Origin of the sequence: Morganella morganii (genome assembly GCF_019243775.1) — a bacterium.
GTDB lineage: Bacteria > Pseudomonadota > Gammaproteobacteria > Enterobacterales > Enterobacteriaceae > Morganella > Morganella morganii.
Window position 1 is genome coordinate 3,454,402 of sequence record NZ_CP069157.1, and the last position, 20,348, is coordinate 3,474,749.

The 20,348-nt window shown below is 51.5% G+C and carries 18 protein-coding genes; 12 read left to right on the plus strand and 6 right to left on the minus strand.

From position 1 onward, the window contains the following. Nucleotides 1–16: 16 nt before the first annotated feature. The 3 genes from feoA (at nucleotide 17) to JL661_RS16580 (ending at nucleotide 2,896) form a co-directional block, all read left to right on the plus strand. Nucleotides 17–244 carry a ferrous iron transporter A gene (gene feoA / locus JL661_RS16570; protein WP_004237966.1) on the plus strand — a complete coding sequence of 76 codons (228 nt, stop codon included), beginning with the start codon at nucleotides 17–19 and terminating at the stop codon, nucleotides 242–244. An 84-nt stretch (nucleotides 245–328) separates the two neighbouring features. Next, complete coding sequence (gene feoB, locus JL661_RS16575; protein WP_036418254.1) at nucleotides 329–2,647, plus strand: Fe(2+) transporter permease subunit FeoB; 2,319 nt, start codon at nucleotides 329–331, stop codon at nucleotides 2,645–2,647. A 15-nt stretch (nucleotides 2,648–2,662) separates the two neighbouring features. Further along, the gene (locus JL661_RS16580; protein WP_004237963.1) at nucleotides 2,663–2,896 is read left to right on the plus strand and encodes a FeoC-like transcriptional regulator; all 234 of its coding nucleotides are present in this window, start codon (nucleotides 2,663–2,665) and stop codon (nucleotides 2,894–2,896) included. Here the strand turns inward: JL661_RS16580 and bioH are convergent. Then, entirely contained in the window at nucleotides 2,814–3,695 is an 882-nt protein-coding gene (gene bioH / locus JL661_RS16585; protein WP_218480987.1) for a pimeloyl-ACP methyl ester esterase BioH, read from the minus strand. The two genes, JL661_RS16580 and bioH, sit on opposite strands and share 83 nt — an antisense overlap. Nucleotides 3,696–3,731: 36 nt before the next feature. Here bioH and JL661_RS16590 point away from each other — a divergent pair, with 36 nt between their 5' ends. From JL661_RS16590 to glpD, 6 genes are all read left to right on the plus strand, one after another. Further along, complete coding sequence (locus JL661_RS16590) at nucleotides 3,732–4,415, plus strand: double zinc ribbon domain-containing protein (protein WP_004904678.1); 684 nt, start codon at nucleotides 3,732–3,734, stop codon at nucleotides 4,413–4,415. Between the two features lie 61 nt (nucleotides 4,416–4,476). Then, nucleotides 4,477–5,055, plus strand: a complete 579-nt coding sequence (gene nfuA, locus JL661_RS16595; protein WP_004237958.1) for a Fe-S biogenesis protein NfuA — start codon at nucleotides 4,477–4,479, stop codon at nucleotides 5,053–5,055. A 119-nt stretch (nucleotides 5,056–5,174) separates the two neighbouring features. Continuing rightward, nucleotides 5,175–5,501, plus strand: a complete 327-nt coding sequence (gene glpE / locus JL661_RS16600) for a thiosulfate sulfurtransferase GlpE (RefSeq protein WP_004237957.1) — start codon at nucleotides 5,175–5,177, stop codon at nucleotides 5,499–5,501. A gap of 14 nt (nucleotides 5,502–5,515) precedes the next feature. Further along, entirely contained in the window at nucleotides 5,516–6,349 is an 834-nt protein-coding gene (gene glpG / locus JL661_RS16605) for a rhomboid family intramembrane serine protease GlpG (RefSeq protein WP_004237956.1), read from the plus strand. An 83-nt stretch (nucleotides 6,350–6,432) separates the two neighbouring features. Next, a complete protein-coding gene (locus tag JL661_RS16610; RefSeq protein WP_218480988.1) occupies nucleotides 6,433–7,191 on the plus strand; it encodes a DeoR/GlpR family transcriptional regulator in 759 nt (252 codons plus the stop codon). Nucleotides 7,192–7,405: 214 nt separating this feature from the next. After that, a complete protein-coding gene (glpD, locus tag JL661_RS16615) occupies nucleotides 7,406–8,893 on the plus strand; it encodes a glycerol-3-phosphate dehydrogenase (RefSeq protein ID WP_062773332.1) in 1,488 nt (495 codons plus the stop codon). 48 nt (nucleotides 8,894–8,941) lie between these two features. Here the strand turns inward: glpD and JL661_RS16620 are convergent, their stop codons facing one another. After that, complete coding sequence (locus JL661_RS16620; RefSeq protein WP_004904667.1) at nucleotides 8,942–9,574, minus strand: LysE family translocator; 633 nt, start codon at nucleotides 9,572–9,574, stop codon at nucleotides 8,942–8,944. Nucleotides 9,575–9,797: 223 nt separating this feature from the next. Continuing rightward, a complete protein-coding gene (locus JL661_RS16625) occupies nucleotides 9,798–11,228 on the minus strand; it encodes a DUF4026 domain-containing protein (protein WP_036418257.1) in 1,431 nt (476 codons plus the stop codon). A 212-nt stretch (nucleotides 11,229–11,440) separates the two neighbouring features. Between JL661_RS16625 and JL661_RS16630 the strand changes: the two genes are divergently transcribed. Then, complete coding sequence (locus JL661_RS16630; protein ID WP_004237951.1) at nucleotides 11,441–12,352, plus strand: DNA-3-methyladenine glycosylase family protein; 912 nt, start codon at nucleotides 11,441–11,443, stop codon at nucleotides 12,350–12,352. Nucleotides 12,353–12,396: 44 nt separating this feature from the next. On the opposite strand, the gene poxB is transcribed toward JL661_RS16630, so the two are convergent. Further along, complete coding sequence (gene poxB, locus JL661_RS16635) at nucleotides 12,397–14,118, minus strand: ubiquinone-dependent pyruvate dehydrogenase (protein WP_049241476.1); 1,722 nt, start codon at nucleotides 14,116–14,118, stop codon at nucleotides 12,397–12,399. Between the two features lie 677 nt (nucleotides 14,119–14,795). Here poxB and JL661_RS16640 point away from each other — a divergent pair. Next, on the plus strand, nucleotides 14,796–15,974 hold the full coding sequence (locus JL661_RS16640) for a M20 metallopeptidase family protein (RefSeq protein ID WP_032098644.1): 1,179 nt from the start codon (nucleotides 14,796–14,798) through the stop codon (nucleotides 15,972–15,974). A 75-nt stretch (nucleotides 15,975–16,049) separates the two neighbouring features. Here the strand turns inward: JL661_RS16640 and JL661_RS16645 are convergent, their stop codons facing one another. Together JL661_RS16645 and JL661_RS16650 are read right to left on the minus strand one after the other, a co-directional pair. Beyond that, nucleotides 16,050–17,027, minus strand: a complete 978-nt coding sequence (locus tag JL661_RS16645; RefSeq protein ID WP_004237948.1) for a LysR substrate-binding domain-containing protein — start codon at nucleotides 17,025–17,027, stop codon at nucleotides 16,050–16,052. A gap of 210 nt (nucleotides 17,028–17,237) precedes the next feature. Continuing rightward, entirely contained in the window at nucleotides 17,238–17,549 is a 312-nt protein-coding gene (locus JL661_RS16650; protein WP_004237947.1) for a helix-turn-helix domain-containing protein, read from the minus strand. Nucleotides 17,550–18,782: 1,233 nt separating this feature from the next. Between JL661_RS16650 and proP the strand changes: the two genes are divergently transcribed. Continuing rightward, the gene (proP, locus tag JL661_RS16655; protein WP_004237946.1) at nucleotides 18,783–20,285 is read left to right on the plus strand and encodes a glycine betaine/L-proline transporter ProP; all 1,503 of its coding nucleotides are present in this window, start codon (nucleotides 18,783–18,785) and stop codon (nucleotides 20,283–20,285) included. The last annotated feature ends 63 nt before the right edge of the window (nucleotides 20,286–20,348 follow it).

Consider the following 20,348-nt stretch of genomic DNA (forward strand, 5'->3'; position numbering starts at 1 on the left):
GTTAACCGGAGCCTTTATGACACTTCAGCCACAACACAGTTATAAAATTCTGGGCTTTTCCGGGCAAATCAGCCCGGCATACCGTCAGAAATTATTGTCTCTGGGCATGCTGCCCGGCTCTGTTTTCCGGGTGATCCGCAGCGCACCGCTGGGCGATCCGATCCAAATCGAAACCCGGCACGTCAACCTGATGCTCAGAAAAAAAGACCTGGCGCTGCTGATGCTTGATGACGTGCAGGCGTAATCCGCCGCACATCCCGCGCTGACTCACTCTTTTCCCTCTGCCGCCGGCAGAGGGGTTTGTATTTATTGATTGGCATACGACACTATGAAAGCACTCACCCTGGGACTCATCGGTAATCCCAATTCAGGGAAGACCACGCTGTTTAACCAGTTAACCGGATCCAAACAACGCGTCGGCAACTGGGCCGGTGTAACTGTGGAACGGAAAATCGGTTATTTCACCACGCCGGAACACAAGATTGAGCTGGTGGATTTACCCGGCACCTATTCACTGACCACCATCTCTGAACAAACATCCTTAGACGAACAGATTGCCTGCCACTTTATCCTCAGCGGTGAAGCGGACATGCTGATTAACGTTGTCGACGCATCCAATCTCGAGCGTAACCTGTATCTGACGCTGCAGCTGCTGGAACTGGGTGTTCCCTGCATTATTGCCCTCAATATGCTGGATATCGCCGATAAAGCGAATATCAATATTGATGTCAAAGCGCTGTCAGAACGCCTCGGCTGCCCGGTGATCCCACTGGTTTCCACCCGCGCGTCCGGTATCTGTGAGCTGAAAGCCGCGATCGACAAACACACAATGACACCGCATGAAGTGCTGGTGAACTATCCGGCTGCGCTGCTCGACAGCATGAACACTCTCGCACAGTCGATTCCTGCGGAAGAGTTCAGCGCCACACAGCGCCGCTGGCTGGCACTGCAAAGCCTGGAGGGGGATATCTACAGCCAGGCACGCGCCGGTTTCACCCCGGAGCATGTGCAGTCTGTCCGTGACGCGATGCAGGCACAGCAGCAGGAAGAGCCGGAATTGGTAATTGCCGATGCCCGTTACCAGACCATCGCGGATATCTGCGAAACAACCATTGATAACAGCCATTCCGAGCCGAATAAACTGACCGCAGCGATGGACAAAATTGTCCTCAACCGCTGGCTGGGCGTGCCGGTATTCCTGTTTGTGATGTATCTGATGTTCGTGCTCGCCATCAATATCGGCGGGGCATTGCAGCCGCTGTTTGAAGGCGGTTCGGAAGCTATTTTCATTAACGGCACACAATGGCTGGGGATGACACTCGGCTTCCCGGACTGGCTGACCATATTCCTCGCCCAGGGGGTCGGCGGCGGTATCAACACCGTGCTGCCGCTGGTACCGCAAATCGGGATGATGTACCTGTTCCTCTCTTTCCTGGAAGATTCCGGTTATATGGCCCGCGCGGCATTTGTGATGGACAGACTGATGCAGGCACTCGGACTGCCGGGTAAATCCTTCGTGCCGCTGATTGTCGGTTTCGGCTGTAACGTGCCGTCCATTATGGGTGCCAGAACCCTGGATGCACCGCGTGAACGTCTTATCACCGTCCTGATGGCACCGTTTATGTCCTGCGGCGCGCGGCTGGCTATCTTCGCGGTTTTCGCGGCTGCCTTCTTCGGCAAAAACGGCGCGAGCATCGTGTTCTCCCTGTATATCCTCGGGATTGTGGTGGCTATCCTTACCGGTCTGCTGCTCAAACACACTATTATGCGCGGCGAAGCATCACCGTTTGTGATGGAACTGCCGGTGTACCACGTACCGCATATGAAAACCCTGTTTATGCAGACCTGGCAGCGCCTGAAAGGCTTTGTGGTGCGTGCGGGTAAAGTCATTATTGTCGCCAGTATGGTAATCGGCGCACTGAACAGCTTCAGTTTCTCCGGTAAACCGGCGGACAGCATTAATGATTCCGCACTGGCCTCAGTCAGTAAAGTGGTCACTCCGCTGCTCAGCCCGATTGGTGTCACCAATGATAACTGGCAGGCGACTGTCGGCCTGATCACCGGTGCGATGGCAAAAGAAGTTGTGGTCGGGACACTGAATACCCTCTACACCGCTGAAAGTATCACCAACGAACCGTTTGATCCGGAATCCTTTGATTTATGGGATGAACTGGGTGATGCGGTAAATGAAACCCTGGATTCCCTGGCGGAAACCTTCACGCTCGCGGCATTATCCAACCCGATTGAAGCCAGCAAAGGCGACGGCGAGATGGACGGCGGTACCATGGGCACCATGGCCGCGAAATTCGGCTCTGATGTTGCTGCTTACAGCTATCTGATCTTTGTGCTGCTGTATGTGCCGTGTGTCTCTGTGATGGGGGCTATCGCCCGTGAAACCAGCCGCGGCTGGATGACCTTCTCCATCCTGTGGGGTCTGAACGTGGCTTACTCACTGGCCGCCCTGTTCTACCAGGCCGCCACATTCAGTACCCATCCGGGGAGCAGTTCAGTGATTATCGCTGTAGTGGTGATTTTCAACCTGATCCTGTTTGCACTGCTGCGCCGCACACGCAGCCGGGTGAATCTCAGCTTCCGCCGTGATGCACACAGCCGCTGTGGCGGCTGCTCCGGCAACGAGTGTCACTGATAAAAGGACACGGACATGATCAGCCTGATCGCAGTACGTGACGCCATTGCACTGAACGGCCGGGCAGATGCCCGGCTGCTCAGCCACCAGTTGAATGCCCCGGAAGCCCTGGTGCAGGCCATCATGGAAAAGCTGGCTGCCATGGGAAAAATTGAAGCGGTGGATGTCAGCAGCTGTCTGAGCAGCAGCTGCAAACAGTGCCCTGAAAGTCAGGGCTGTGACACAAAGGTGTATCAGATTCATTCATAAAACTTACCCGCCGTTGTGCGGGTATTTTTTTATTAACAAACTCCGTCAGTACCTCACAAAACTCATCCGGATGTGAAATAAACGGTGCGTGAGCGCTGTTACGCATAATAACGGATGGAGAGGACGGCAGTTGCTCATCCAGCAGTGACGCGACTTTACGCGGCACCAGGCCATCGAGATAACCATAGATCCGCAGGAACGGCATTGTCAGGGACGGCAGTCCGCTGCGCAGATCGGCGGTTCTCAGAATCTCCAGCCCGGCATTCAGTACTGACACACCCGGCATCGGCTGTCCCAGTACCACTGATTTCAGTGTACGGGCATCCTGACGGGCACTTGCGGTTCCCAGTGTCTGCAGTGCCAGAAAACGCTCAACAGTACGCTGAAAATCGGTCGCCAGCTGATGCTGAAAGCCGCTCAGCACCGTCGGTTTGATCCCCGGCCAGCCTTCCTCTTCCTGTGCACCAAAACACGGCGATGAACAGATTGTCACCAGATGGCTCACTGCCTGCGGGTAACGCAGTGCAATATCCGCAGCCACCAGCCCGCCCAGTGACCAGCCCGCCAGCACCGCATTTTCCGGCATCTGCGCGAAAACGGTATCCGACATCTCCGTCAGTGACATCTCTCCGAATTCCTGGCTGCGCCCGTAACCCGGTAAGTCAACCTTGTGAATACGGAAATGCGGTGCGAGCCGCAATTCAATGCTGTTCCATACTTCGCTGTTCAGTCCCCAGCCGTGTAACAGCACAAGATCACGCGAACCCTGTCCGCTCTGCTGCCAAAAAAGCGTTGCCATCGTTATTGTTTCCTTATTTATCCGGAGGGAAGACGGATGGTTATTATTGAGAATTACTGCCTGCTGTGCAATCAGCCGCTGGCAATTGCCGCACACGGTATCTGCGGATTCTGCGAACGGGGACTGCCGGAGATGCCGCCGGTCTGCCGTCGCTGCGGCCTGCCGCTGGTGACACCGGAGCCGGAATGCGGCCGCTGTCTGCAATCCCCGCCGCCGTGGCAGAGCCTGCTGGCCGTAACCGGCTATCAGCCGCCACTGGCCGCCCTGGTTCACCGCCTCAAATACAGCGGGCAGACACACATTGCCCGTGCACTGGCACGGCTGCTGCTGCGCCGGGTGCTGGCAGCTTACCGCGCCGGGGAATGTCCGAAGCCGGATCTGCTGCTCAGCGTCCCGCTTTACCGTTACCGGCAATGGCGGCGCGGGTTTAATCAGAGTGATCTTATCACCCTTCCGCTGGCAAAATGGCTGCGCTGCCCTTATGACAGTTCCGGCCTTATCCGCACCCGTGCTACACTGAGCCAGCGGATGCTGTCCCGCACACAGCGCCTGACAAACCTGTCCTCTGCGTTTGCCGTCACCCGTGATGTCCGCGGACTGCATATTGCGCTGACCGATGATGTCATCACAACAGGGGCGACCATGACAGCGCTGTCTGAATTGCTCATTCGTGCGGGCGCGGCGGCAGTCCGGGTGTGGTGCCTTTGCCGCACCTTGTAGTGAACCCGCAAATGGGCGTATTATAACCAACCGGAACAGTCAACTATTTTTGGGCAATGTTATGATTACTATTACTGACGCTGCGCAGGCACATTTTTCCAAACTGCTTGCCAACCAGGAACCCGGCACACAAATCCGTGTTTTTGTTATTAACCCGGGCACTCCCAACGCGGAATGCGGAGTCTCTTATTGTCCGCCTGATGCTGTGGAAGCGACCGATACCGCGCTGCCGTTTGAGCAGCTGACCGCCTATGTTGATGAACTGAGCGCACCGTTCCTTGACGAAGCCGTGATCGACTTCGTGACCGATCAGCTCGGCTCTCAGCTCACCTTAAAAGCCCCGAACGCCAAAATGCGTAAAGTGGCGGATGATGCCCCGCTGATCGAGCGTGTCGAGTACGTTCTGCAATCTCAGATCAACCCGCAGCTGGCCGGGCACGGCGGCCGTGTTTCCCTGATGGAAATCACGGACGAAGGCTATGCCATCCTCCAGTTCGGCGGCGGCTGTAACGGCTGCTCCATGGTGGATGTCACCCTGAAAGAAGGGATCGAAAAAGAGTTACTGAATATGTTTGCCGGTGAACTGAAAGGCGTTAAAGACCTGACTGAACATCAGCGCGGCGAACACTCTTATTACTGATAGTGCTGTACCGGCCGGATATCGCACGGCCGTGATAATACACTGCCCGGTTATCCGCCGGGCAGGTTTCCGGTGGTGCTCTGTCACCGCTGATATTCACCTGCATACGAAAAATCATTATGGAACAAATCCGCTTAATCACACCGGATACGGCGTATGAACTCTGGCAGCAGAACGGGGCTGTCCTGGTTGATATCCGTGATCCGCAAAGCTTCCGTGCCGGTCATACTGACGGCGCATTTCACCTGACAAACGACACCGTGAATACCTTCATGGATCAGACAGATTATGAGCAGCCGGTTATGGTCATGTGTTACCATGGGCACAGCAGTCAGGGCGCGGCTCAGTATCTGCTTAATGTCGGCTATGAAACGGTATACAGCATCAACGGCGGCTTTGAGGCCTGGTTGCGCAATTACCCGGACACAGTCAGGTCACTTGCTTAACAACGGACAGCTATATGGTTTATCTGATCACCATCGCCAACCCGCGGATTGCCCAGTCATTTATTGATTATATGGCCGCCCGGGATATTGAGCTCACTATGCGTGCCACCCGCGAAGGGCGCGGCGCGGAATTGTGGCTCGACGACGAAAGCAAACTGGCACAGACACAGGCTGAGCTGGAAACCTTTATGCGTGATCCGATGAATAAACGCTATCTCGCCGCCAGCTGGGAATCCGGTGAAACCGATTCCCCGTTCCGCTACCCGGCCTCTCATGCCTTCAGTAACCTGGTGACCCCGGCCGGGCCGCTGACCATCACCATTACCGTACTGTGCGCACTGGTTTTTCTGTGGATGCAGATAAGCGGCACTGACGCGGTGATGGACTATCTGGCCTGGCCGCAGCCTGACCAGCAGGGTGAACTGTGGCGGTGGATAAGCCCGGTGTTCCTGCATTTCGGCCTGACCCATATTCTGATGAACCTGGCGCTGTGGTGGTATCTCGGCGGTCAGGTGGAAAAACAGCTCGGCAGCGGACGGCTGCTGGTGATCACCCTGATTTCTGCCCTGGTCAGTTGCTGGTCGCAATCCTTTTTCAGCGGCTCATCCTTCGGCGGCCTGTCCGGCGTGGTTTTCGCGCTGATCGCTTATGTCTGGTATACCGGTGCGCGCAATCCGTCCGCCGGTATTTATCTGCCCGCCGCCATGATGGTATTTTCGGTATTATGGCTGGTTATCGGTTACTTTGATTTATTTGGTACAATGCCGATTGCAAACATGGCCCATGCATCCGGTCTCGCGACCGGCCTGCTGATGGCGGTATGGGATAACCGCCGCCGGACGGCCTGAATAATAATGAAAATATGACATCACCGCCGCATATCACGGCACAGCCCTGAATATGCGCGGTACTGATCTGACCGGGGGATTTTGTGAAACAAACACAGCGTCATGATGCTATCGTTGAGTTAGTCAGTAAACAGGGCTATTTCAGCACAGAAGAGCTGGTCGAGCACTTTAAGGTCAGTCCGCAGACCATCCGCCGTGATCTCAATGAGCTGGCGGAGCAGAATAAAATCCACCGTCACCACGGCGGAGCTGCACAGCCGTCCAGTTCGGTGAATGCCGCCTATCATGAGCGTAAAAGCATGTGGTCGGATGAAAAACGCCGGATTGCCCGCCGTGTCGCGGCGCTGATCCCGGACGGTGCCACACTCTTTATCGATATCGGCACCACACCGGAAGCGGTCGCGCATGAGCTGCTGGAACACAAAAATCTGCGCATCGTCACCAATAACCTCAATGTCGCCACTCTTCTGATGGCGAAAGATGATTTCCGGCTGATCCTGGCCGGTGGTGAAGTCCGTTCCCGTGACGGCGGAATTGTCGGTGAGGCCACGCTCGATTTTATCTCTCAGTTCCGTCTGGATTTCGGGATTCTCGGGATCAGCGGCATTGATACTGACGGCTCCCTGCTGGAATTTGATTATCACGAAGTCCGCACCAAACGGGCGATTATTGAAAACTCCCGCTGTGTGATGCTCGTGACCGACCACTCCAAATTCGGCCGCAACGCCATGGTCAACCTCGGTAATATGGGGCTGATCGATTGCCTGTTTACCGACAAACGCCCGCCGGAAAGCATTATCAAAATCCTGGACGAACAACAGGTGCAGCTCGAAGTCTGCTGATTATCTCTGCCCGTGCCACCGCCCGGTGGCGCGGTTTTCCTCCCTTTTCCCTCTGCCGTAATTCATTATTCTTTGTATGGATATGCTAACGAATTGTTATCCATGTCACGGAGAACGTTTTTTTTATGTCCTGAATGTTGGAATATCGTTCACATTGCACTATCATGAGCGATAACGAACATTAAAGAACAAATATGGTCATGCGGGAGTGAGGATGGAAACGAAAGATTTGATCGTTATCGGGGGCGGAATCAACGGTGCAGGCATTGCCGCTGATGCCGCCGGACGCGGGCTGTCTGTGCTGATGCTGGAAGCACGGGATCTCGCCTGTGCCACCTCATCGGCCAGCTCAAAACTGATCCACGGCGGATTGCGCTATCTCGAACATTATGAGTTTCGTTTGGTGAGCGAAGCGCTGGCTGAACGCGAAGTATTATTAAAAATGGCCCCGCATATCGCCTTCCCGATGCGTTTCCGCCTGCCGCATCAGCCGCACCTGCGCCCGGCGTGGATGATCCGCGCGGGGCTGTTTCTGTATGACCATCTCGGTAAACGCACCACACTGCCGGGCAGCCGCGGCCTGACCTTCAGCAGCGCCTCTCCGCTGAAAGCAGAATTTAAAAAAGGCTTTGAATATTCCGACTGCTGGGTGGACGATGCCCGCCTGGTGGTGCTGAATGCACAGGAAGTTGTGCGGCAGGGCGGCGAAGTCCGCACACGGACAAAAGTCACCCGCGCATGGCGCGAAAATGGTTTATGGCAGGTGGAAGCAGAAAATGCCCTGACCGGCGAAACCCTGCGCTGGCAGGCAAAAGGGCTGGTCAACGCCGCCGGACCGTGGGTAAAAACCTTCTTTGATGACGGATTACAGCTCAAATCCCCTTATGGTATCCGTCTTATCAAAGGCAGCCATATTGTGGTACCGCGCGCTCACGACGAGCCGCAGGCCTATATCCTGCAAAATGAAGATCACCGCATTGTGTTTGTCATTCCGTGGATGGATGAATTTTCGATTATCGGCACGACCGATGTGGAATATCACGGCGATCCGGCAGACGTTAAAATCGATGATAACGAAATTAATTATCTGCTGGATGTGTATAACGACCACTTCCGCAAAACCCTGACCCGCGATGATATCCGCTGGACATACTCCGGTGTGCGTCCGCTGTGTGATGATGAATCGGACTCGCCACAGGCAATCACCCGCGATTACACGCTTGATTTGCATGATGACAACGGACAGGCGCCGCTGTTGTCCGTCTTCGGCGGCAAACTCACCACTTACCGCAAGCTGGGCGAACACGCGCTGGATAAACTGGCGGCCTACTATCCGCACGCCGGGAAAGCATGGACAAAACAGGCGGTACTGACCGGCGGTGAACTGAACGGCCGGAGCCGTGACGATTATGCCCGAGTGCTGACAGAACGCTGGTCCTGGCTGCCGAACGGACTGGCGCTGCGCCTGGCCCGCACCTACGGCAGTCAGACAGAAAAAATTATCGGTACTGCGCAATCCCTCAGCGACCTCGGGCAGTTATTCGGCCATAACCTGTATGAATCCGAGCTGCGCTATCTGGTACAGCACGAGTGGGTGATCACCGCAGAAGATGCGCTCTGGCGCAGAACCAAACTGGGAATGTGGCTCACACAGGAAGAACAGCTGCAGGTGGAGCAGTGGCTCCGCCGGGAAGAGCAATAACGGAAACGAAACAGACCGGCTCAAAAAGCCGGTCTTTTTTTTATCGCCTCAGCGCCGGGATTCCAGCGCCATCCGGACAGCCAGCCCGGCCAGCACAGTCCCCATCAGCCAGCGCTGCACCACCTGCCAGAACGGACGGCCCGTCATAAAGACAGCCACCGAGCCCGCCATCAGAATAATCAGTCCGTTAACTGTCAGGCTGATCATAATCTGTATTGTTCCGAGCGCCAGAGACTGTACCAGCACACTGCCGTGCCCCGGCACAATAAACTGCGGCAGCAGCGATAAATACATCACCGCCACTTTCGGGTTCGCCAGGCTGGTCAGAAACCCCATGGTGAACAATTTTTTCGGCTTATCTTCCGGTAAATCCCGCACCGAAAATGCAGAGCGTCCGCCCGGTTTGACCGACTGCCACGCCAGCCAGAGCAGATACAATGCCCCCGCAATACGCAAAGCATCATAGGCATAAGGAACAGCAAAAAAGAGCGCGGTGATACCAAATGCCGCACTGAGCATATAAAAAATAAATGCCAGGCCGACACCGGCAAGAGAAATATATCCGGCCCGCTTTCCCTGACAGAGTGAGCGGGAGATCAGATAAATCATATTAGGGCCGGGCGTTAATACCATTCCCAGTGCAACCAGGGCAAATCCGAGCAATGACGTCAAATCAGGCATAATGCACTCCATGACAGATAATGCATAACAGATTATAAGATAGATTATTGGTTTTACAGGATATATAACCACCCGGAACAGGCGATCATTGATTATAGCCGGAACAAAAAAAAAAGCAGCAACGATATAATTCAGTATGTATTAATAACGTGGGTTACTGCACAAAATCGCAGGCACAAAAAAAGCGCCTTCATTTCAGCGCTTTTTCTGGGACAGTCTTTTCTCAGTGAACCTGTGACGGGCTGAGCAGCTGATAAATGGTATCCGGGGTATATTTCTCACCGGAAAAATAGATATTCCAGTCAGTCAGCATCTCCGTATTCAGAGAATACACACCGCCCTCTTCCATCTCTTCAACATAAAACGGCTGGTTGATCAGTTTGCCGGTAAACACATCATTATCCAGAGTTTCCGGGATAAACCACATGTGCTCCAGATCATCCTCATCCCCGTACGGAATACCGCATTTGACCATAAATGCCCACGGATGCTCATCCTCTTCATCACGGGCTTTTTTACCGAATAATCCGCCGAGCAGACCTTTTTTCGTTTTGACCACCGGCTGACCGTATTCCGCAAACATCTGGGCAAAATAGTGCCAGCGCAGGCGGGCTTTTACCGCCATTTCATGGGTTTCACTGTTCGGGCGGTAAAACATAATGGCGGCATCGTCGTCGAAACTACGGAAAAATGTCTGTAACACCGGCGAACTTTCATTTACACGGAATAGCATACAGGATGGATGGTCATGCTGATCGTCGCGATCTCCGCGATCGCCGAGAAATTCATTTTCCGGCATATTATCGTGAGAGTAATCGATCTCTTCGAGAGGCTTCAGCTGGTCGATCGGGGTATTTTTGTTGATCTGGCGGATCCCTTCCTGATATGGCAGCGCCACAATATATTCCAGCTGTTTTTCCGTCTGGCCGCACAACATCGGCTCATTAAACAGTACCTTACCTTCATTCAGACTCTGCCCGATAAAACTGCGCAGCAGATCAGGAATGCCGTAGTACGCATTAATGGTATGCGGCAGCAGCAGTTCCACTTCCGGGATCCCGCAGCGCAGCAGGCCGTGTGTGTGGAACCAGTACATGGTCGGCGGAGAATTTTCCGTGTCATAGATTGCATGAATGGTATACAGAGATTCAATGTTCAGCTGCACGTCGTTTTCCAGCTGAAAATTGAGCCACTCACGGGTAAAACCGCGCCCGGCTGCCGAGATATCGATGCCCAGCAATAAATTCGGCACCAGAATCTGTACCATCTTCAGCTGGTACCGGTAACTTCGCAGCACGTCATTCTGTAAAAGGCATTCAACATAAATGTCCTGCCCGGTCTGGTTGACTTCGGCCAGCAGTCCGGCAGACAGCGGATCAGTTGAATAGTAAGGATTGATTTCCAGTTCCGGTGCCCGCGGTGCCAGTGACACCAGAAACAGCAGTTCTTCATCGCCGTAATGACAGGTGTAATAAAAGCTGTTCTCATCATGTTCCGCGTATTCAATATCACCCTGTGTGAAAAAGGTTTGTGATGCCAGACGCTCTTCTAACTCTGCCAGGTTGAGCCGCGAGGGAGAGAATGCCACAACCTCCGACGTCATCCTCTTACCTTTACCTTCCGCAACCTCAAGGTAATATTGTTTTATATCCATCGGTAATGCCTTTATCCGTTCTGAGTTGTGCTGCTGTGCTGAAATTAAACTCATTTGTTCATACGTATAAGTACCACATTTTGTATGCGGAGTTCATTCAGAATAATCCACCTATTATTCTGTAAATATACATTTTGACCAAAATCGTACGTCCGGGAGCAAAAACGGCTATAATCCGGTCAATTGCCCGCCCTGTTCTGAGGTATGAAAAGTTGAATAATAACAAAAACTTAACGATTACCGTTCCGTTACCTGAGCCCTATCATACAGCGGATTTTCTCGCATTTCATTTACGTGATAATCACCATGTGGCCGAAGAGGTCACGGAAAACCGGGTGATGAAAGGAATTTGCCTGCACGGCCACCCCGCGTTACTGACACTGGAAATCAGTTCAGGAGAAGCGCGTGTCACCCTCAGCACTGACGGCCCGGGGCCACTGCCGGAAGACGAAGCCCGTATGCAGCATCTCGCCCGGCATATGCTCGGTCTGATCCAGCCGGTGGAGGAGTTCGAGACACAATATCAGGATCACCCGCTGGCCGGTCCCCTTATCCGGCAACAGAAAGGGCTGCGGATCTACCAGTCCGCCACACCGTTTGAAGCCATTAACTGGGCGATTATCGGTCAGCAAATCAGTGTTCAGGCCGCGATTTCCATCCGCCGCCGCCTGATTCAGCATATCGGCCTGCGCCACTCCTCCGGACTGTGGTGCTATCCGGATGCGGCACATATTTTACAGACCGATTTTGACGGACTGCGCAGCTGCGGTTTTTCTGTAGGTAAAGCCAATGCCCTGCTGGCACTGAGTGAGCAACTGGAAAGCGGAGCGCTGGTGCTGCCGGATGTGGTCACACCGGAGAATGCAGACGCGGTTTCCGCCTCACTGACGGCGATCAAAGGTATCGGCACCTGGACGGTCAGCTATGCCCTGCTGCGCGGCTTTAACTATCTGAACGGCTCACTGCACGGTGATGTTGCGGTACGGCGTAATCTGCAGCGCCTGCTGGCGCGGGATGAAAAAATAACGGCGGATGAAACTCAGGAATGGCTGGCAGATTTCGCCCCGTGGCGGGCCCTGATGGCCGCCCACCTGTGGCGGCTGGAGTCCGCCGCCGGGTACTGAACAAAAAAAATGCCGCAAATGCGGCATTTTTTCTCTCTGCTGACTCAGCGCAGCCAGTTGGTTTTCGCCAGCTCCACAATCTCATCACCGCGCCCGTTGATAATCGCGCGCAGCATATACAGACTGAAGCCTTTGGCCTGCTCAAACTTAATTTCCGGCGGCATGGCCAGTTCCTGTTTGGCCGTCACTACATCCACCAGAACCGGGCCGTCATGGGCAAATGCGGTTTTCAGTGCATCATCCAGTGACTCGCTGTCTTCAACACGGATCCCTTTGATCCCCATGGCATTGGCCATCGCGGCAAAATCCGGATTGTGAAGATCGGTGCCGTCAGTCAGATAACCGCCCGCTTTCATCTCCATCGCCACAAAGCCCAGCACGCTGTTGTTAAAGATGACGATTTTCACCGGCAGCTGCATCTGCGCCAGGGAAATGAAATCCCCCATCAGCATACTGAACCCGCCGTCACCGCACATCGCCACCACCTGGCGTTTACGGTCATGCGCCTGAGCACCGATAGCCTGCGCCATAGCATTCGCCATCGAGCCGTGGTTAAAGGAGCCTATCAGCCGCCGTTTGCCGTTCATGGTGAGATAACGCGCCGCCCAGACCGTCGGGGTGCCCACATCACAGGTGAATACGGTGTCATCATCCGCCAGCTCACTGATTTTCTTCGCCAGATACTGCGGATGGATCAGTTCCCGTTTGCTTGCGGTTGCCAGTGCATCGAGGTCACTGCGGGCGGTCTGATAGTGTTTCAGCGCCGCATCCAGATGGGTGCGATCCTCTTTGGCCTGCAGGCGCGGCTGAATGGCATTGAGTGTGGCTTTGATATCCCCGATAACCGCCATATCCACCGCACAGTGCGCGCCGAGGCTGCCCGGGTTGATATCCACCTGAATAATTTTTGCTTTGGCCGGATAAAACGCGCGGTACGGGAAGTGCGTGCCGAGCAGCACCAGGGTATCTGCGTTTTCCATCGCATAATACCCGGAGGAAAATCCGATAAGCCCGGTCATCCCGACACTGTACGGGTTATCATACTCAATATGCTCTTTGCCGCGCAGTGCATGCACCACCGGTGCTTTCAGGGTTTCCGCCAGTTTGATAACTTCATCATGTGCCCCGGCACATCCGGCTCCGCACATCAGTGTGATGTTTTTCGCACCGTTAAGGGCATCCGCCAGTTTCACCAGCTCATCCCGCTGCGGCATCACCAGCGGCAGAGACGGCTCATACCAGACATTGCGGGCCGATTCCGGTGCCGGTCTTAATGCCACATCCCCCGGAATGACCACCACGGCCACGCCGCGCTCCAGAATCGCCTTGCGCATGGCAATACCCAGCACCTGCTGGATCTGCTCAGGATTGGAAACCAGCTCACAATAGACGCTGCACTCACGGAACAGCTCCTGCGGATGGGTTTCCTGGAAGTAATGACTGCCGATTTCGCCGGAAGGAATATGTGCGGCAATTGCCAGCACCGGCACGCGGTTGCGCTGACAATCAAATAATCCGTTGATTAAGTGGAGGTTACCCGGCCCGCAGGAACCGGCGCACACCGCCAGTTTACCGGTCAGATGGGCTTCCGCCCCGGCGGCAAACGCGGCCACTTCCTCATGCCGGGTGCCCATCCATTCAATGCTGCCCAGTTTACGTAAGCTGTCACTTAACCCGTTCAGTGAGTCTCCGGTGACACCCCAGATACGGTTGATTCCTGCATCCGCCAACATTTTTGCGATATAACCCGCTACAGTCTGCTTCATCGTAAATCTTCCCTCATACTGGTGATAAATCTGATTCGCAATAAGATGCTGCACAGAACAATACCGGCCTGCTCTGTGTGTTTATCCTGTCATTTCAGTGTAGCCCGGGCGCGCCGCAGATAAAACCACCAGTAATAAGGTAAATTTTCAGCACTAATTCAGGATATTGCCGGAGATCCGGCGGAATAATACAAAAATGGCTGCAAGGATATATAAATACACTTTTCTTAATTTCTGTTTAATAATATTAATATTATTGTTATTTCGGGTGGCGAATTTATATTTCACGCAGAATAAAAATAAAAAATCAGGAAACCAGGGCTTATATAACATATTGATATTAATAAATAATATAATATTATTTTATCACGGTGATATTATTTTTTACCGATATCATCCTTATTATTCATGCACCATGAAATACTGATATGATATAAACACGATCTCCGTCACGCTCACTTTTTTAATACTGACGTTAAAATCCCTCCTGCAAATAATAACGAAAACAGCTGCTGACAGAAACCCGCCGGTTCCGGAAGGCAGACTTTTTTTCGTAAAAATAAAATGTACTCATGTTGCGCCGGCGCTGTGGTATGACCGGTTTCCGGTCATACCCGCGCTTACATCAGGGATTCTTTATCAGCACACAAACCGGTTTCAGTTACGGGGTAAATGTAATGACCAATAAATACAATGTCAGTGAAAAACTCTTTGCGCTTGAGGCGTTCAGCAAGAAAACGCGCCAGGATTTACATAAAATCCCTGAGCTGTCCGGTGAAGAATATAAAACCTCAAAATACTGCCGCGAACTGATGGAAAGCTTCGGCTACACCATCCGTCAGTTTGAGGGATACACCGGCTTTACCGCTGAACTGACCGTCAATCCGGCATACCGCCTGATTGCTTACCGCACCGACATCGACGGCCTGGAAATGCCGGACATGACCTGCAACGAGCACAGTTCCGTACACGAAGGCTGCGCCCACAACTGTGGTCACGACACCCATATGACCATCGCGCTGACTGCGGCAAAATACCTCAGCGAACACCGCGATGAACTGACACACAATGTCCGTTTTGTCTTCCAGATGGCGGAAGAAGATATGCGTGTGCCGGGTGCGGATAAAATGGTGGAAATGGGCTGCATGGACGGTGTGGATGAAGTCTACGGGCTGCATAACGACGCCGCGATTGAAACCGGCTGCATCCGTTTTAACGCGGGTGTGATGTCCTCTTACGGCTCCGCCTGGACGCTGGATGTACACGGTGTTTCCGCGCACGGCTCCACGCCGCACAAAGGGCTGGATGCTATCCGCGAAGCCACCCGTATCATTGATTACATGGATTATATCGTCGCCAAGAAAACCGATCCTTTCAGCCCGGCTGTTTTCGGCTGCGGTATGATCAACGGCGGTACCATCCCGAATGCGCTGGCTGATTATGTGCAGGCACGCGGCACCATCCGTTCTATGGATGAAGAAACCGATAAAATCTTAAAAGCCAGCTTTAAAGAGATTGTTGCCCGCAGTGAAGCCGGTGGTTTTAAAACCACACTGGAAGCCTGCGGTTACCCGGCCGTAATTAACCATCCGCAGGCAGCGGAAGTCATTAAAAACGCGGCAGCGGCCTTCTTACCGGCTGAAAATATTGACTCAAACGGTAAGCCGATGACCGGCAGTGAAGATTTCAGCTATATGATTAATGCCACCAAAGACAGATTAGGTGCCATGTATTTCCTCGGCAGCGGTAACAAAGCCAAAGGAATTAATAACTATCTGCATGCCAATCCGTATTTTGTTGATGACGATTGCCTGCTGATCGGTGCGCAAATCTTTATTAATATTGCCACCCGCTAAAAAAGATTACACACAGCAAACACAAAGCCCGGTAACAGACGTTACCGGGCTTTTTTTATCCGGAATACAAAGGAATCAGAGCTCAGGCAATGCGCGGTAAAGCCGGTCACGGGCTTTAGGATCAACCGGCAGCCACTGTTCCGGCTGGTGAATATAATTCAGGTCAAGATGCGGCGCATAACAGGAAATAAAGTCATACATATAATCCTTCAGATGTGTATGACGGCTGATACAAATATGGGTATAGCTCGGTTTCACCAGATTACCGATATTAATACAGCGCAGTGAGTCACTGTCTTCCGCCGGATCAAACGCCACGGTGGAAATAACACCGACACCCGCTCCGCGCTTCACATAGAATTTAATAATTTCCGTATCGACCGCGGTTAATACCACATTCGGCGTCAGGTGGTTCTGATAAAATACCTGATCCAGCTTGGAACGGCCGGTGAATCCGAATACATAGGTGATCAGCGGATAATGAGCCAGCTCCTGAATCGTCAGCTGCTCATTCTGTGCCAGCGGGTGATCGTGCGGTACAATCGCACTGCGGGACCACTGATAGCACGGCAGTGTCAGTAAATCGTCATACAGATGCAGGGATTCAGTGGCGATTGCAAAATCCACATCCCCGTTTTTCACCATTTCCGCCAGCTGTGCCGGCGCTCCCTGATGGAAATGCAGCGAAATATTCGGGTAACGCGCATTAAAGCGTTCAATCACTTTCGGTAATTTATAACGGATTTGCGTGTGGGTGGTGGCAATACGGAGATTCTGTTTTGTCGTGGTATCTTCGTGTGATACCAGACTTTTAATTTTATCAAACTGCGCCAGAATATCGCAGGCAACACGATGAACTTCTTCACCAATCGGACTGAGCGATAATAAGTTATTATTTTTCCGGTTGAATAAAGAAACGTTCAGTTCATCTTCAAGAATTTTAAGCTGCTTGCTCACTGTCGGCTGCGAGGTATACAGCTTCTCGGCGGCATTCGTGATATTAAAGTCACTCCTGACCACCTCAACAAAACTTTTGAGCTGATTAATGTTCATTGCTTATTTATCCAGTTATAAAACGGATTCAAAATATTAAAATTATTAATAAACAGGGTTATAAGAGTAATACAACATGCTGTGTGTCAGGATGATAGCACAAGGCGGGTGATGAAGAAATAAACACGTTCCGCAAAAAGCGGTATCCGTTATTAGCAGGCTAATAACGGATTTTTGAGATGAGATTCAGTATCACTCAATATCACGAAATTACATCAGTTCAGATTCGACCGGCAAAATAACGGTTTCTGCTTTCCAGGATTCCCGTTCATTTCCGCTGTCGCGTTTACCCCGGCCTTCAATCTCGGTGAAGAACCAGCCAACCGGTACTTCAAAGATATCCGCAATACGGACTAAACAATCCACATCAACACGGTTTACACCACGTTCATAACGTGACATCTGCTGCTGACTGATTTCAATCATTTCAGCCAGTCTTGCTGCAGTAATGCCGTGATCTTTCCGTAACACCTGAATTTTTTGCCCGACGGCGCGTGCTATCGAGTTTTTTGCTTTGGTCATGTCGCTATCCCTCACATATGGCTGTGATAACCATCAGATTCCTCTCTGATGACTAACAAAAATATGCGTTTATTAAAGAAAGTGGACCAATTGATATTCACAAAGTTTTACTCTTTGTTGTTGTTTTAACTGCCGCATGTATGTACTTATGCAAACCAGCCTCGTACACATGTTGAAACACATATTACATATTCATTTACCAAATTGAAACCTACCGCTCCGGCACCTAACGAATTGTAAAAAAAAAGAATTATTCGGTGTCCGAAAGAGTGATAACCCTATGTATTATAGTATATTTACCTTTTCTTTCACCCCCGTACCAGGTATAAACCACTAAAAATAAAATGACTCATTAGTGGTATAAAATAGTAATTATTTAGCTTTAATAGAGTAACAAACCACAATTAAATGGAAAAAAAAACGATATATCTTGAAACATTTATATCTTTCTTAAATTGCTGTTGGCAGATATCACTGCATGATTTTCATATTCAGCAGATAACACCAAAGTTTATCTTATTATTACGTAAAGAAATCATTGAGGACTGTGATTATGCGTTAATTACATCAGATGTAATTATCAGGAAAACGCATACAGAAAATTGAGAAATCAGGTGAAACATACTGATAACATTGTCTGTTTTCTGAAACCGCCCTATATATTGCTTAAATTTAAACCACTCACATTATAATTATGCTGATAATTTAAAATACATCGGATTGTGATACTAAACATGTTCCGTTTCACACAACAAAATATGCTGAAAAGCATCCGTTTAAGATGCCTTATTTCCGGGGTGATCTGCACTTCCGTTGATTTTTCAGAAAAAAATAGCATTGAACATTTTACGATGCAGAGAAGTTAAATGCCAAATACACGATATTAATCAGTACAAAAACCCACTAATTTTACAAAAAATATGATTTATGCTAAATTAGGTGACCTCGTTTCAAAACAAAGGTGCTTTTTTTGGTTATTACAACACAATACTTTCCTATTCTTCCTGTCCTGTCTGCGGTTTCCTGTACCGTCTGCCGTTAGCGTCACATATTCAACAATCAATCTATTTAACGGGAAACATGAATACGGGAAAAAATACGTATTTATACTTACCAATTTAGTATTAAACATCTCCTGCTGCCGATGAATTCACTATCACACAAAAAGTCATTGCAGATTTGAGTGAAATCTCAGTTACGTGAATCCCCGTCATAAAACAAAAGGATACAACGATGAGACGCAAGAAAACAAAACAAAAACCTTTAAATATCAATGATATTACTATCATTGATGATGGAAAATTAAAGAAAGCCATCACCGCTGCCTCACTGGGTAATGCCATGGAGTGGTTTGATTTCGGGGTCTACGGCTTCCTGGCGTATGTGCTGGGTCAGGTCTTTTTCCCTTCCGCCTCCCCGGGCATACAGATGATCGCGGCGTTAGCGACGTTCTCCGTACCGTTTTTGGTACGTCCGCTGGGCGGGGTCTTTTTCGGCATTATGGGCGACAAATTCGGCCGCCAGAAAGTGCTTTCCGTCACCATCATTATTATGGCTGTCAGTACCTTCTGTATCGGTCTAATCCCGTCTTATGAAAGTATCGGGATCTGGGCACCGGTGCTGTTACTGCTGGCAAAACTGGCTCAGGGTTTCTCCGTGGGCGGTGAGTATTCCGGTGCAGCTATCTTTGTAGCGGAATATTCACCGGATCGTAAACGCGGATTTATGGGCAGCTGGCTGGACTTCGGCTCGATTGCCGGTTTCGTCTGCGGTGCCGGAGTGGTGGTGCTGATCTCCAGTATTCTCGGTGAGGAAACCTTCCGTGAATGGGGCTGGCGTATCCCGTTCTTCCTGGCGCTGCCGCTGGGCGTTATCGGCCTGTATCTGCGTCATGCCCTGGAGGAAACACCGGCTTTCCAGCAGCATGTTGAGGATATGAAAAATGCCAACCCGGAAACCGGCGAAGATAAGCCCCGCGTTTCACTGCGCAGCATTGCCTCACAGTACGGTAAGGGTCTGATGATTTGTGTCGGGCTGGTGATTGCCACCAACGTCACTTATTACATGCTGCTGACCTATATGCCGAGTTATCTGTCGCATAACCTGAATTACAGTGCGGATCACGGTGTGCTGATTATTATCGCGATTATGATTGGCATGCTGTTCGTACAGCCTCTGATCGGGATGATGAGTGACCGCATCGGCCGTAAACCGTTTGTCCTCGCGGGCAGTATCGGGTTATTTGTGCTGGCCATTCCGGCATTTATGCTGATTAACAGTGGTGTCATCGGCCTGATTTTCTTAGGCTTACTGATCCTGGCGGTGCTGCTTAACTGCTTTACCGGTGTGATGGCCTCTATTTTACCGGCCATTTTCCCGACAAAAATCCGTTACAGTGCACTGGCTATCTCATTCAATATCTCAGTGCTGATTGCCGGTGCCACCCCGACCGCCGCCGCCTGGCTGGTCGAGGCGACCAATAATCTGTATATGCCGGCCTATTATCTGATGGTGATTGCCGTTATCGGGATGATTACGGCGATTGTGATGAAAGAAACCGCCAATAAGCCGTTACGCGGCGCCACACCGGCCGCATCTGACCGCGCGGAAGCCAAAGAGATTTTGCTCGAGCATTACGATAATATCGAACACAAGATTGAGGCGATTGATGAGGAGATTGCCGCGTTGCAGAAACGCCGTCAGTCACTGATTGATCAGCACCCTAAACTGGACTGATGTCCTGCTCAGGCCCGCCTCTCCGGATGCGGGCCTTTTAATTGTTTATGCGGGAGGTAAAGT